Raw genomic sequence first — 13,666 nt, forward strand, 5'->3', positions numbered from 1 at the left:
CGGCATATAAGTCGGGTAGTCGGGTCGCCACCGGTGTCCTAGGTTTATTGACTGTAGGAGCGCTCGGAGTAGCAGTGCTGTGGATGATGGGAGTAATGGATGTCTAATGGCGGTGCCAAAACCAGTTCTACTGATTTAGCAACCGTTCCAATTTTCCGCGTCCCAGGATTCCTGGCAACACTTGTGTCCACCGCAGCGGCGTTCTGCGCGTGGGCATTGCTTTTGCCTGTCATCCCGCAGGCAGTGCTCGATGAAGGTGGTTCCAACACCGCAGCTGGTGCCATCACTGGTGTGTTCATGGCCGCAACCGTGCTCACCCAAACACAAACTCCGCTGCTGCTGCGCAACCTCGGCTACCGCGCAACAATGCTCATTTCCGCGGTGTTCCTTGCTTTACCGACCTTGGGGCACCTTATTTCTATGGATGGCTGGTTGGTGCTGACCATCGCGGCGCTGCGTGGTGTTGGCTTTGGCTGCATGACCGTTGCTCAGTCGGCGCTGCTGGCTGAGCTGGTGCCGAGCAATCGACTTGGCCGCGCAGCTGGGCTGATGGGCATGTGCATTGGGCTGGCTGAACTGATCGGCCTGCCCGCTGGCCTGCTGATGGCTGACTCCGTTGGTTACCCGCCGGTGTACATTGTCGCCACCATTATTGGTGCGATCGGCGGGGTGATGGCGCTGCTGATCCCGAATATTAAAGCGGCGCCGAAGCAGGCGAAAGGCCGTAAGGACTCGGCCTCTGCCACAGACAGCGAATCCGAGCACCAGCCAGCGCGGCCACTGTGGCGGCTGGTACTGGTGCCAATTATGGCAATGTCCTGCGTGTCCATGGCTTTCGGTGGTGTCTCGACCTTCCTCGCACCAGCTGCCCGCGCTTTCGACCCAGTCGCCGGTGCCACAGTCGGCGGTATCTGCCTAGGTGTGGTCGGCGCCGGTCAGATGCTGGCACGGTATGTGGCCGGTGCGGTCGCGGACCGAGCCGGTGGTGCCGGTAAAACTTTGGCACCTGGTTTGATGCTTGCGGTGCTTGGCATGGCGGCGACTGCGTTTGTGTTGTCCACTGACGTGTCTGCCTGGTGGATTTTGCCGGCGGCGTTGCTGTACGGCATGGGCTTTGGCACGGTGCAAAATGAGTCGCTGCTGCTGCTTTTTGAACGCCTCACTTCCAAGCGTGCCTCCCAGGCATCTGCGCTGTGGAATATTGCCTTTGATGGTGGTACCGGTATCGGTTCCTTCGTCCTGGGTGCGGTTGCCGCTGCGGGCTTTGTGACGATGTTCGGCACCGCGGGAGCAATTATTTTCGTTGGTTTTGTGGCCGCAATTGCCGATGCCATGTTTGCGCCAGAGCGTAAACAGCACCGGCTTAAGAACGTCGAAAAGCTGAAAAAGTAGGATAGCGACGTGAAGAAAAACGTTGTCCTGCTTGACTACGGCTCCGGAAACCTACGTTCGGCCCAACGCGCCCTAGAACATGTGGGCGCTGACGTGACGGTAACCGCCGACCAGAACTTGGCACTTAGTGCCGACGGCATGCTGGTGCCCGGGGTGGGCGCGTACTCTGCATGTATGCGTGGGCTGCGGAAAGTGCGCGGCGACTACCTGATTGATATGCGTCTTGCCGGTGGACGACCAGTGCTGGGTATTTGTGTGGGCATGCAGGTGATGTTTGCTGAAGGTACCGAGCCGCGACTGACCCCTGGTTGCGATCAATGGCCGGGTACCGTCGATAAGCTGCACGCGGAGATTTTGCCGCACATGGGGTGGAACACTGTGGAAGTGCCCGCGGGAACGGAAATGTTCGCTGGGCTGCCAGCGGATGAACGATTCTATTTCGTGCATTCCTATGGCGCGCGCAGTTGGGACCTGGATACCTCTGACGGGAAGACGATTCCGCCGCTGGTCAGCTGGGCGCAACATGAAGATGACCGCTTTGTGGCGGCTGTGGAAAACGGCCCGCTGTGGGCAACCCAGTTCCACCCAGAAAAGTCGGGGGAAGCTGGGTTGCAGCTGCTGCGTAACTGGGTGGAAACGCTCTAACACCCCGCGCACGGTGGTCGCGGTCACGGTACCTCCTATACTGGTGCAGTACACACTGCGCACCGCGATGTGCGCCCAACCACGAAGGTGAGTTCCATGAGCCTGACATTGCTTCCCGCAGTCGACGTCGCCGACGGTCAAGCAGTCCGTTTGGTCCAAGGTGCCGCGGGCACAGAAACCGGATACGGCGCCCCACTCGAAGCCGCACTGGCCTGGCAAAACGATGGCGCAGAATGGATTCACCTCGTGGACCTAGACGCTGCCTTCGGCCGCGGAAGCAACTTCGACATCCTGCAGGATGTTGTCGGCACTTTGGACGTGAAGGTGGAAATGTCTGGCGGTATCCGCGACGATGAGTCGCTGGAACGCGCCCTGTCGACCGGTTGTGCCCGCGTCAATATTGGTACCGCAGCGCTGGAAAACCCGGAATGGTGCAAATCGGTCATTGACCGCTTTGGGGACAAAGTCGCGATTGGCCTTGACGTGCTGAAGGAAGGCGAAAGCTGGCGACTGCGTGGCCGCGGCTGGGTCTCTGACGGTGGCGACCTGTGGGAAGTACTGGAGCGACTCGATGCTGAAGGTGCCTCCCGCTTCGTGGTGACCGACGTGTCGAAGGACGGCACCTTGAAGGGCCCAAACGTGGATCTGCTGCGCGATGTTGCGGCAGCCACCGACGCGCCAATTGTGGCTTCCGGCGGTATCTCCAGCCTCGATGACATTGTGGCGCTGCGCGCGCTGGTCGACGAAGGTGTGGACTCCGCTATTGTCGGCAAGGCCCTATACGCTGGTCGTTTCACCTTGCCGGAAGCACTCGCCGCCGCGAAGTAGACCGCTGACTGACCACACACCTGCCAAATAGAAGTAGACGAGACCGCACATGGACGAAGAACTGGATCTCCCAGAAATGTGCGCGGTCGCCGAGAAGGTTGTCGACGGGGTAGTTCCCTTCTTCAAAGCGAACCTCGGTGCCCCGCCGGTGCTCACCAAAGCGCGCGGCGACTTTGCCACCGAAGCGGACCTGCACATTGAACGCAAAATGGCAGTGCTGCTGGAATCCATGTCCGGTTTCGATGTCCTTGGCGAAGAGTACGGCGGCGAACCAGCAGAAACTTACTGGGTGGTCGACCCGATCGATGGCACGTCGAACTATGCCGTCGGCTACCCGATGTGCGGCATTTTGGTGGCACTGATTCACCGCGGCGAGCCTGTTGTCGCCGTCAGCGCCATGCCGTTTCTGCGGCAACGCTACATGGCCTACAAAGGTGGTGGCCTGCGCATTAACGGCCACCGAGTACCGCGCCTGTCGGAACCTACCGGAGCCCGCACCGTGGGTTTCGGCTCCATCATTGCGCGCCGCGACAAATTGTTCCCCATGGAATGGCGGCAACGGTTGCTCAACAAGGTGGGTATTAAGTTTCCATCGATGCGTATTGACGGTTCGGTCGGCGTCGATCTGGCTCTGACTGCCTCCGGGGCGTTTGCTGGGTCGGTCACATTTTCACCACATTCATGGGACAACGCCGGCGGGGTGCTTCTCATTCGGGAAGCGGGCGGGATTGCTACTGATGTGTTCGGCGAACCGTGGCATCCAGGTTCACATGGGGTGCTCGCCGGTACGCCACGCACCCACGAACAACTACTAGAAATTGTGCAGTCATTGGAACTGCCACCTGCCAAACAAAAGGAGCTTTAACCCATGTCTGTAGCAATCCGCGTTATCCCTTGCCTCGACGTCAAAGACGGCCGCGTGGTTAAGGGCGTGAACTTTGAGAACTTGCGCGATGCTGGCGACCCAGTCGAACTAGCTGCCCGCTACAACCAGGAAGGCGCTGATGAGCTGACTTTCTTGGATGTCAGTGCCTCCAAGGATGGTCGCGGCACGATGCTGGATGTGGTGCGCCGTACCGCTGATGAAGTGTTCATCCCGCTGACTGTTGGTGGTGGGGTGCGTTCAGTCGAGGACGTCGACCAGTTGCTGCGCGCGGGTGCGGATAAGGTTTCCGTCAATACGTCCGCGATTGCGCGGCCTGAACTGCTGCAGGAACTGTCCGAGCGCTTTGGTGCGCAGTGCATTGTCCTGTCGGTTGATGCCCGCCGCGTGCCTGAAGGCGGCCAGCCGCAGCCAAGCGGTTACGAAGTGACCACCCACGGTGGTACCAAGTCCGCGGGCATTGACGCTGTGGAATGGGCACGCCGTGGTGAAGAGCTCGGCGTGGGGGAGATTCTGCTGAACTCGATGGATGGTGACGGCACTAAAGCTGGTTTCGACTTGGAGATGTTGGCCGCGGTGCGTGCTGCGGTGACGATTCCGGTGATTGCTTCTGGTGGTGCCGGTAAAGCCGAGCATTTCCCGCCTGCTGTGGATGCGGGTGCGAACGCAGTGTTGGCTGCGTCGATTTTCCATTACGGTGAAGTCAGCATTTCGGAAGTGAAAGATGCGTTGCGGGCAGCTGGGAAGGAAGTGCGCTGATGAGCGTCGATGATGACCTGGATGTGGTCACTTATGACCTGCCACAAGAGATTGAAGAAAAAGTAAAGTTCAACGCTGACGGCTTGGTCCCGGCGATTGTGCAGGAGAATAGCAGCGGCCGAGTGCTGATGATGGCGTGGATGGATAACCACGCGTTGGCGTACACGATTGCCACTAAGCGCGGGACTTACTGGTCGCGCTCCCGGTCGGAGTACTGGATCAAGGGGATGACCTCTGGTCACTTCCAGAAGGTGACGTCTCTGGCGCTCGACTGCGACGGCGACACTGTGCTGATGGAAGTGGAGCAGACCGGTGCGGCCTGCCACACCGGTGCGCACAGCTGCTTTGATGTCACCCCAGTGTTCGGAGTGCCACGGTAGCTACCAAAATAGCTGCGGGCCGGATTCATCCTCGCGGCGCAGATATTCCCGCAAGCCGGGGATAGCGAAATCGACTTGGCCGTGGCCGCGGGAGAAGATGATGTGGCGGGCGATGAGCCGCCGACGGTACTGCGCGGTGACATCGGAACCACGCGCAATCCGGTCCGCGATATCGCCGGAACGCGATGGGCCGTCGTCGACGGCCATTGCCTTAAGATAGGCCAACTCGAGTTCGGTGAGGCTGGCAATGACCGGATCAAGGACTAGGTGGCCAAGTTCATCGGTCGCTGCTTCTACTCCGGTTGTGGCGGCGCGGACGGAGATGGAGCTGCTGATTTCGCCGCCGTCCAAGTGTTGCTGGGCACGCCACGCGTGATAGCCAATCAGCTGAATCATGAATGGGTAGCCGTGAGTGGCCGCAATTGCCGACCGTAACCCAGTGGCGTCCCAGGAAAGACCAGCGGCTTGGACCGGCGCTGCTAGGCCTTCTTCAGCTTGAGCTGGGGTGACAGCCCCGAGGATGCGGCGGTCGGCGCGGCGTAGGAAAGTGATGCCGCGGTGCTCGAGCAGCGTGGCGATTTCTTCCGGCAGACCGGCGAGCGCAATGGCGATATTGCCGTTTTCGCGGAAGAGGTGCTGGATGGCGGCGGTCAGCTCAGCGAGCTCGTCAGCGGTAGCGCGGCCAACTTCGTCGACGGTGAGGAAGAGTCCGGAGCCTTGTTGCGCCAGTAACTCGACGGCTTCTGTCAGCAGCGGCCGCAGCCCAGGTTCTGGCGTATGCCGGTCTTTGATTTCGGTGCGGATACCGCCGAGACCAGCTGGAGCCGTGATTCCGGTAATGCGGCGGCGAGAGCTTCGTGGGTCAATGTCGCTTAGCAGGCTAGGAAGTTGTTGCTGCACAATGCGGTCGGTGAGGCCAGGCAATGCCGTCTCGGGGATGACGCGCCAGCCAGCGCGTTTAGCTTCGTCTTCGAGTTCATTGAGCAGCACTGTTTTTCCGATGCCTCGCGTTCCAGTGATGATCATGGCTCGCGATGGTGCGCCCGGTCCGTCGATAAGCGCGCCGGAAAAGGCATCAATGATGTCATCTCGGCCAACGTACACGGCGGGGGAGGTGCCGAAGGTTGGGGTGAAGGGGTTGCGCAGTGCAGGAGATGGAGGCAATGGAGAGCTCGGCATGCTACTCAGTTTACTCAGTTTCCGCACTCCTGCTCAGTTTACTCAGTTTGCCTGGTCGGGGCGAAAAACTCGGCCGCTGAAAACCGAGACCTCACAACTCAAGCCGAGAATGCCCACAACACGTCGAAACGGTCCTTAATCTGGCCGTAAGGCTGACCCCACGGTGCCATCTCAAATGGCATCGCAACCGCAGCGCCGGACTGCACGAACTTCTCCCATACTGCGGTAGCTTCCTCAACAGAATCAAAGGACAGCAGGAAAGAGTAAACGTCGGACTTGAGCGGAGGCAACGTCTCACCCATGGCATCGCCGCCATTGATAATCACCCCATCGGCCACCAACTCCGCGTGCGCAACCGCATCCTTCGGCGGGGTGAACGGCAGCATATCTTCCATGCCGTCGTAGGAATCAAAGTTCAGCTCGCCGCCGAACATGTCCTGGTAGTAGGTCATGGCCTCACGGGCGTTGCCTGGGAATGAGATATATGGGCTGAATCGAATAGCTATGGGTAGTCCTATCAGTTACGGATGTACAGGCTGCCGACCACAACGCATGTCGGTAGTCGATATGGTACGGATCACACCTGATAAAGCGCCGAGAATCAGTGCGCTTTTTACTAATTAATCCGCCGCGTAATTTTTCTTCCGGCAGCGAAAGTGGCGTGGCACACTAGTCGCATGCCTGTTACACAACTTGCGCAGGTCACCAGCCGCGAAGAATTCCACACTCTGGCTGCTACCCACCGGGTGGTTCCAGTTGTGCGGCAGTTCCTCGCGGATGCGGACACTGCACTCAGCGCCTACACCAAGCTGGCTCATGGCCGGCCTGGGTCATTTCTTTTGGAATCGGCGGCGGTTGGGCAGTCGTGGTCGCGCTACAGCTACATTGGTTGTGGTGCGCGCACGGCGCTGACCGTCAAAGATGGCGAAACTGTGTGGATCGGGCAGGCACCAGCGTGGGCACCCACCGGCCAGCCACTCAAGGCTCTTGCGGAAACACTAGAACTCCTGCACACCGATTCCGTGCCCGGAATGCCGCCATTGAGCAGCGGCTTCGTCGGCTTCTTCAGCCACGACATCATCCGCTATGTCGAAGACATTCCAGACACCTGCGAAAATGACCTGCACATGCCGGAGATGATGCAGATTCTGGTAGAAGATCTTGCGGTTTTCGACCACCACCAGGGCGTCATCACGCTGATTGCGAACGCGGTGAATTGGGATGGCAGCGACGAGCGCGTCGACCAAGCCTATGACGATGCGGTCGCGCGTATTGCCGAGATGCAGCGCCGATTGGCCTCCCCGGCACCATCCGATTTGCTTAGCCCTGCGCTTTTTGATGCCACTGCCAAGCCGAACTTCCGTCGCCAGCGCAGCCGCGAGGAGCATATGCGCCGGGTGGAGCAGCTGCGTCAGCGCTGCGCCGATGGGGAAGCGGGCCAGGTGGTGCTCTCGCAGCGTTTTGAGATGGACACTGATGCCACCGCGCTCGACATTTACCGGATGCTGCGGATTTCGAACCCGAGCCCGTACATGTTCCTGCTTAACCTGCCGACCGATGACTTCACCGATACCGCATTCCAGATTGTCGGTTCTTCGCCGGAATCACTCGTGTCGGTGCAGGGCGGCATCGCCACCACCCACCCGATTGGCGGTACCCGTCCGCGCGGCGCCACCGAGGCCGAAGACGTTGCCTTGGAAGCAGAATTGCGCGCCGACGAGAAGGAAAACGTCGAGCATCAAATGCTCATTGACCTTGGGGTATCCGACATCAGCAAGGCCGCCGCACCCGGCACCGTCGAAGTGACCAACGCCTTCCGCATCGAACGCTATTCCCACGTCATGCACCTTGTCTCCACCGTTTCCGGCACCCTTGCCGACGGCCGCGGCCCCGTCGACGCCTTCATCGCCAACTTCCCGGCCGGCACCCTTTCCGGCGCCCCACGGGTCAAGGCCCTTGCGCTTATTGACGAATTGGAAGACACTCGCCGCGGATTCTACGGCGGCACAGTAGGGTACTTTGACCTGTCGGGAAACACCGACCAGGCGATCACTATTCGCTCTGGTTTGGTCAAAGATGGCACAGTGTATGTGCAAGCCGGTGGCGGCATCGTGGCGGAGTCTGACCCAGCAATGGAAGACGACGAGACACTCAATAAGTCCGCTGCGGTATTGGCGGCTGTTGCCGCCGCGCAAACTCTGCGCACTGTGAGCTAGATGGAGGAAGCTGTGACGGAGGAAAAAGCACAAGCAGGTCGGACGAAGCCGAATCGACGGGCGCTGATCGCTCAGTTACTGATTGTGCTGGCATCGCTGCTGCTTTTTGCCTCCAGCCGCATGGGCTGGGTGTCGGTAGAAGCATTCGACGACAAGTCTGGTGAATCCACCAACAGCATCGTCGGCGGCACCTGGGCGCCAGAACTCACAGCGTGGGCCTTGGCCCTGCTTGCGGGCGCTGCAGCGGCGCTGATTCTACGTCGGCTAGGCCGCCGCATCCTCGGGGTTGTGGTTGCGATTGTTGGGATGGTCGCCGCTTGGCCAGCTATCCAACTGCTCAGCACTGACCCAGACCCGCAGCGCGCCCGTGACTTACTCACCTCCGGCGCGGCAACTCAACGTGCGAGCGACCCCACCATGCTCTCCGACTGGGCACAGCTCACGGCTGTGGATGCTATTGCACTGCCAGCTGTCATCGCGATTGCGGCAGCTGCCTGCGCTATCTTTGGTGGCATCTTGATGGCGATGCAGCCAGGGGCTGCGAAAGACTCCGCGAAGTACGACAACCCAGAAGCTCGCAAGAGCAAAGTCGAACAGGATCTTGCCGCCGACCCGACATCCGGTCGCGTGCTGTGGGACGCACTTGATGCCGATATTGACCCGACTGAGCATCGGTAAAAAAATGCCCTAAAGCGCTAGTCCATATGCAGCACGGTGCGCAGGTCGGCAAATACATCCGGCTTGATGTGGTGAGTGACGGACCGGCCGGCGCGTACTTTCTCGAGCAGTCCGGCCTCGGTCAGTCGTTTCAGATGGTGTGACACTGTTGGTTGGCTCAGGCCAACAATGTCGGTGACTTCGCTGACGGTCTTTGGCTCGCAGCCGGCAGCTGCAAGTTCGGACAAAATCTGGAGACGCGTTGGGTCGGCGAGCACACTGAATAGATTCGCATAGCGCAGTGCGGCATCGTCGTTAAGCGGACCTGAGCCCAGGGAACAGCAATCGGTCATGGTTCCCACAGTATACGCACTTCATATTGACGACTATCAATATGTCAATTATCCTGATATATCGATGAAGCTCAATATGTCATTTCTGGATAAATTTCTACCAGTCTGGATCCTGCTTGCCATGGCCGCTGGCCTCCTCCTTGGGCGCTTGATTCCCGGGCTGAGCGACGGTCTTTCCACGCTCGAAGTCGGCGGTATTTCGCTGCCAATTGCACTTGGACTGCTGGTGATGATGTACCCGCCACTTGCCAAAGTGCGCTACGACAAAATCGGAGCAGTCGCAGCAGACCGCACCTTGATGCTTCTTTCCCTCGGACTCAACTGGATAGTGGGTCCCGCACTCATGTTTGCGCTCGCTTGGATTTTCCTGCCGGACCAACCGGAACTGCGCACCGGTCTGATTATCGTTGGCCTAGCTCGGTGCATTGCCATGGTTCTGGTCTGGAGTGACTTATCCTGTGCGGACCGCGAAGCAACCACGTTGCTGGTTGCGCTCAACTCCATCTTCCAAGTCCTGATGTACGGCATCCTCGGGTGGTTCTATCTACAAACCTTGCCTACCTGGCTTGGTTTAGAAACCACCTCCGTACAGTTCTCTTTCTGGGCAATTGTCGGTTCCGTGCTGGTATTCCTTGGTATCCCACTGCTGGCAGGTGCGCTATCTCGCGTGCTCGGTGAGAAAATTAACGGTCGCGAATGGTACGAAGACCGGTTCTTGCCGGCCATCTCACCGCTAGCCCTGATTGGGCTGCTTTATACCATCGTGCTGCTGTTTTCCCTGCAAGGAGAGCAGATCACGTCGCAGCCGTGGACGGTTGTCAGCCTCGCGCTGCCACTGCTCGGCTACTTCGTCGGCATGTTCCTGATCGCGCTCTTTGCTGCCCGCGCCCTGCGGATGAATTACGCCCAGTCCTCATCTGTTGCCTTTACCGCAGCTGGCAATAACTTTGAGCTGGCCATTGCCGTGTCCATCGGCACTTTTGGCGCCACCTCACCGCAGGCTCTGGCCGGCACCATTGGACCTCTCATTGAGATCCCCGTCCTTGTTGGTTTGGTGTATCTGACGCTGTGGCTTGGACCGAAGCTATTTCCCGGAGATACCACGGTGCCAGCACGTCAATCAGCAAACTCGTCAATAGGCACGCTTGCAGCGGGGAATAAATAGCCCCAGTGCTGCCCACTTTAAGCTGGGCAGTCAACATGTGACCTCACCCGTTTAGGGAAAATAGTATGACCCCGGCTACGGTTACTTCCGGAAGCGAAAGCGACTAACCGATGACTCTAGAGATGGGGGACCGCATGACGACTGTGCTCGATGAGATTGTCGCTGGTGTGCGTGAAGACGTTGCCGCGCGCGAGGAGCTCGTTCCCTATAAGGAAATCAAGGCCAGGTCGAAAGACGCGCCGCCCGCTCTCGACGCCATCGCCGCACTATCGGCGCCCGGTGTCAACGTAATCGCGGAAGTAAAACGCGCCAGCCCATCTGCCGGGCCACTGGCAGACATTCCATCGCCAGCAGAACTAGCCAGCGCCTACGAACGAGCCGGGGCAGCCATCATTTCCTGCCTGACCGAAGAACGACGCTTCAACGGCTCACTCGCTGACTTCAGTGCAGTCCGAGCAGCAGTGGACATCCCGATGCTTCGCAAAGACTTCATCGTCGGGCCGTACCAAATCCACGAAGCCCGCGCTTATGGGGCAGACGTCATCTTGCTGATTGTGGCCATGCTTGACCAAGACACCTTGGTATCGCTGCTGGACCGCACCGAATCACTCGGCATGACCGCGCTGGTAGAAGTGCACACCGCGGAAGAAGCCGACCGGGCACTGGCCGCAGGTGCAAAAGTCATCGGGATTAACGCCCGCGACCTCAAGACCCTGAAAGTGCGCATGGAAACCTTCAGCGAAATCGCACCCGGGCTGCCAGTCGACGTCATCAAAATCGCTGAATCTGGCATCAAAACCCGCAAAGACCTGTTGAACTATGGGGCAGCGGGTGCTGATGCGGTGCTTGTTGGACAATCACTGGTCACCGCTGGTGACCCTGAGGCAGCTGCGCGCACGCTGGTCAGTGCCGGACAACACCCCTCCTTTCTATAGGCGGCAAGTAGCCCTGTAAGACCGCCAACTTCACCACTCCGGCCTCATCACCCGGACCCAAAATTCCGACCAGCCGCCACATCACCGGCGGTGATACTGCACAATGGAACCTGTGACCATGAACGACTTCAAAAACATCGACGCCAGCGGCAACGCGCTGCCCACCATGGGGCAAGTCATTGCCGCGACCACCTCTTCCGAACCAACCGATTCCGGCCACTGGCAGGAATGGGGTGGCCGCTTCGTTCCAGAAGCACTGATGGCTGTCATTGAGGAAGTCACCGACGCGTACGAAAAGTCGCGCCTGGACCCGGAGTTCCAGCAGGCACTCGACGACCTGCAGCGCGACTACACCGGCCGCCCATCGCCGCTGTACCACGCGAAAAACTTCTCCAAAACCATCGGCACCCAGGTCTACCTCAAGCGTGAAGACCTGAACCACACCGGTTCGCACAAGATCAACAATGTGCTCGGCCAGGTGCTGTTGGCGAAAAACATGGGCAAGACTGACGTCATCGCGGAGACCGGCGCCGGCCAGCATGGCGTTGCCACCGCAACCGCCTGCGCACTGCTTGGACTCAACTGCCGCATCTACATGGGTGCAGTGGACGCAGCGCGGCAAGCCCTGAACATTGCCCGAATGCGACTGCTCGGCGCGGAAGTCATCGAAGTGGATGCCGGTTCCGCAACGCTGAAAGACGCTATCAATGAAGCAATGCGCTACTGGGTGGCCAATGCCGACAACACCTACTACTGCTTCGGTACCGCCGCCGGACCACACCCATTCCCACGGATGGTCCGCGACTTCCAGCGCATCATCGGCGCCGAAGCACGCCAGCAAATCCAAGCACAAACTGGTCGTCTGCCTGATGCGGTGATCGCCTGCATCGGTGGCGGCTCCAATGCCATTGGTCTGTTCCACCACTTCATTGATGACGAAGGTGTTCGCCTCATCGGTGCCGAAGCCGGCGGTGACGGGCTAGAAACCGGACGTCATGCCGCGGCAATCTCCGGTGGTCGCCCAGGTGTGTTCCAGGGCTCCTACGCGGATTTGCTGCAAGATCAGGACGGCCAGATTATTGAGTCCTACTCGGTGTCCGCTGGTTTGGATTACCCAGGTGTCGGGCCAGAACACTCGTGGCTGGCAGCCAAGGGCCGTGCTGAATACATCGGGATTTCTGACCGGGAAGCCATGGCCGCCTTCCGACTGCTGTCCCAGCAAGAAGGCATCATCCCGGCGATTGAATCGGCGCACGCGGTAGCTGCTGCGATCAAGGTGGCCGAGGACATGGCCGAAGATGACATTGTGGTGGTCAACCTGTCCGGCCGCGGCGACAAGGACGTGGATACTGCAGCTCGTTGGTTTGGGCTGCGTGACGGCGCCCCAATCGTCGATAAGCAAACATTGCTCGGTGCGGTCCGTGACCGCGAAGACCAACCCATCACGAAAACTGCGGGCGGAGAGGCGAAGTAATGAACCAGGACACCATCACGGACATCCTCCAGGGCGCGAAAGCTGAAAACCGCGGCGCGTTCATCGCCTACTATCCAGCAGGTTTCCCCACCGTTGAAGAGTCCATCACCAACCTGAAGTCCCTCGTTGACGCCGGAGTGGACCTCATCGAGGTTGGCTTGCCGTTTTCGGACCCAATGATGGACGGCCCGACCATTCAAGCAGCAGCCAACGTGGCCTTAGACAATGGATTCCGGGTTCGCGACTTCTTCGACGTGGTCCACGAAGTCACCTCCTACGGCGGCAACTGTGTGTTCATGACCTACTACAACCTTGTGTTGCAGTACGGCCCAGAAAAGTTCGCGAAGGACTTTGCCAAAGCTGGGGGACTCGGTGCGATTATCCCAGACCTGATTCCGGAAGAAGCAGGCGAGTGGATTGCGGCATGTGAAAAGTACGGCATCGACCCGATTTTCCTGGTGGCACCATCGTCGACCGCTGAACGATTGAAGATTACAACCGCGGCATCCCGGGGATTCGTGTACGTCACCAGCCACATGGGGGTGACCGGTGCCCGCGAATCCATCGGCTCTTCCGCCGGGGAATTGGTCGAACGAGTCCGCGAGATTTCCGACATCCCGGCCTGCGTCGGTTTGGGCGTGAAAACCGGGAAGCAGGCTGCGGAATTGTCGCAGTTCGCCGACGGCATCATTGTTGGTTCCGTACTGATTACCGCCGCGGAAAAAGGCCCGGAAAAGCTGGACCAGCTGGCAAACGAACTTGCAGCCGGTGTCCGCGGCCAGTTTTAGCTGACCGCCCAG

The 13,666-nt window shown here is 59.4% G+C and carries 15 protein-coding genes; 12 read left to right on the forward strand and 3 right to left on the reverse strand.

From position 1 onward, the window contains the following. The first annotated feature begins 99 nt into the window (after positions 1-99). From A3EC_RS0108160 to hisI, 6 genes are all read left to right on the forward strand, one after another. Positions 100-1,392: an MFS transporter gene (locus tag A3EC_RS0108160; RefSeq protein WP_018024696.1), complete on the forward strand. Its 1,293-nt coding sequence runs from the start codon at positions 100-102 to the stop codon at positions 1,390-1,392. Positions 1,393-1,401: 9 nt separating this feature from the next. After that, complete coding sequence (hisH, locus tag A3EC_RS0108165) at positions 1,402-2,037, forward strand: imidazole glycerol phosphate synthase subunit HisH (RefSeq protein WP_018024697.1); 636 nt, start codon at positions 1,402-1,404, stop codon at positions 2,035-2,037. 96 nt (positions 2,038-2,133) lie between these two features. Continuing rightward, entirely contained in the window at positions 2,134-2,865 is a 732-nt protein-coding gene (priA, locus tag A3EC_RS0108170) for a bifunctional 1-(5-phosphoribosyl)-5-((5-phosphoribosylamino)methylideneamino)imidazole-4-carboxamide isomerase/phosphoribosylanthranilate isomerase PriA (RefSeq protein WP_018024698.1), read from the forward strand. Between the two features lie 49 nt (positions 2,866-2,914). Then, positions 2,915-3,730: an inositol monophosphatase family protein gene (locus A3EC_RS0108175; protein ID WP_018024699.1), complete on the forward strand. Its 816-nt coding sequence runs from the start codon at positions 2,915-2,917 to the stop codon at positions 3,728-3,730. 3 nt (positions 3,731-3,733) lie between these two features. Further along, the gene (gene hisF / locus A3EC_RS0108180) at positions 3,734-4,507 is read left to right on the forward strand and encodes an imidazole glycerol phosphate synthase subunit HisF (RefSeq protein WP_018024700.1); all 774 of its coding nucleotides are present in this window, start codon (positions 3,734-3,736) and stop codon (positions 4,505-4,507) included. Further along, the gene (hisI, locus tag A3EC_RS0108185) at positions 4,507-4,887 is read left to right on the forward strand and encodes a phosphoribosyl-AMP cyclohydrolase (RefSeq protein ID WP_018024701.1); all 381 of its coding nucleotides are present in this window, start codon (positions 4,507-4,509) and stop codon (positions 4,885-4,887) included. The genes hisF and hisI overlap by 1 nt, the downstream gene beginning before the upstream one ends. Here hisI and A3EC_RS0108190 read toward each other — a convergent pair whose 3' ends face one another. Both A3EC_RS0108190 and A3EC_RS0108195 read right to left on the reverse strand, forming a co-directional pair. Beyond that, the gene (locus A3EC_RS0108190) at positions 4,888-6,066 is read right to left on the reverse strand and encodes an ATP-binding protein (RefSeq protein ID WP_018024702.1); all 1,179 of its coding nucleotides are present in this window, start codon (positions 6,064-6,066) and stop codon (positions 4,888-4,890) included. 98 nt (positions 6,067-6,164) lie between these two features. Continuing rightward, the gene (locus A3EC_RS0108195; RefSeq protein ID WP_342661861.1) at positions 6,165-6,587 is read right to left on the reverse strand and encodes a VOC family protein; all 423 of its coding nucleotides are present in this window, start codon (positions 6,585-6,587) and stop codon (positions 6,165-6,167) included. Positions 6,588-6,743: 156 nt separating this feature from the next. On the opposite strand from A3EC_RS0108195, the gene A3EC_RS0108200 reads away from it, so the two are divergent. Next, complete coding sequence (locus A3EC_RS0108200; protein WP_018024704.1) at positions 6,744-8,282, forward strand: anthranilate synthase component I; 1,539 nt, start codon at positions 6,744-6,746, stop codon at positions 8,280-8,282. Continuing rightward, positions 8,283-8,960 (forward strand): TIGR02234 family membrane protein, encoded by a 678-nt coding sequence (locus tag A3EC_RS0108205; protein WP_018024705.1) that lies wholly within the window; start codon positions 8,283-8,285, stop codon positions 8,958-8,960. Between the two features lie 17 nt (positions 8,961-8,977). Here A3EC_RS0108205 and A3EC_RS0108210 read toward each other — a convergent pair whose 3' ends face one another. Next, the gene (locus tag A3EC_RS0108210; RefSeq protein ID WP_018024706.1) at positions 8,978-9,292 is read right to left on the reverse strand and encodes an ArsR/SmtB family transcription factor; all 315 of its coding nucleotides are present in this window, start codon (positions 9,290-9,292) and stop codon (positions 8,978-8,980) included. A 64-nt stretch (positions 9,293-9,356) separates the two neighbouring features. Between A3EC_RS0108210 and arsB the strand changes: the two genes are divergently transcribed. The 4 genes from arsB (at position 9,357) to trpA (ending at position 13,654) form a co-directional block, all read left to right on the forward strand. Then, positions 9,357-10,457, forward strand: coding sequence for an ACR3 family arsenite efflux transporter (gene arsB, locus A3EC_RS0108215; protein ID WP_018024707.1), 1,101 nt, complete (start codon positions 9,357-9,359; stop codon positions 10,455-10,457). 134 nt (positions 10,458-10,591) lie between these two features. Beyond that, positions 10,592-11,392 (forward strand): indole-3-glycerol phosphate synthase TrpC, encoded by an 801-nt coding sequence (gene trpC, locus A3EC_RS0108220; RefSeq protein WP_026162336.1) that lies wholly within the window; start codon positions 10,592-10,594, stop codon positions 11,390-11,392. Between the two features lie 118 nt (positions 11,393-11,510). Next, a complete protein-coding gene (trpB, locus tag A3EC_RS0108225) occupies positions 11,511-12,866 on the forward strand; it encodes a tryptophan synthase subunit beta (RefSeq protein WP_083879997.1) in 1,356 nt (451 codons plus the stop codon). After that, positions 12,866-13,654: a tryptophan synthase subunit alpha gene (trpA, locus tag A3EC_RS0108230; RefSeq protein ID WP_018024710.1), complete on the forward strand. Its 789-nt coding sequence runs from the start codon at positions 12,866-12,868 to the stop codon at positions 13,652-13,654. Before trpB ends, trpA begins: the two co-directional genes overlap by 1 nt. The last annotated feature ends 12 nt before the right edge of the window (positions 13,655-13,666 follow it).

Source organism: Corynebacterium ulceribovis DSM 45146, from assembly GCF_000372445.1.
GTDB lineage: Bacteria > Actinomycetota > Actinomycetes > Mycobacteriales > Mycobacteriaceae > Corynebacterium > Corynebacterium ulceribovis.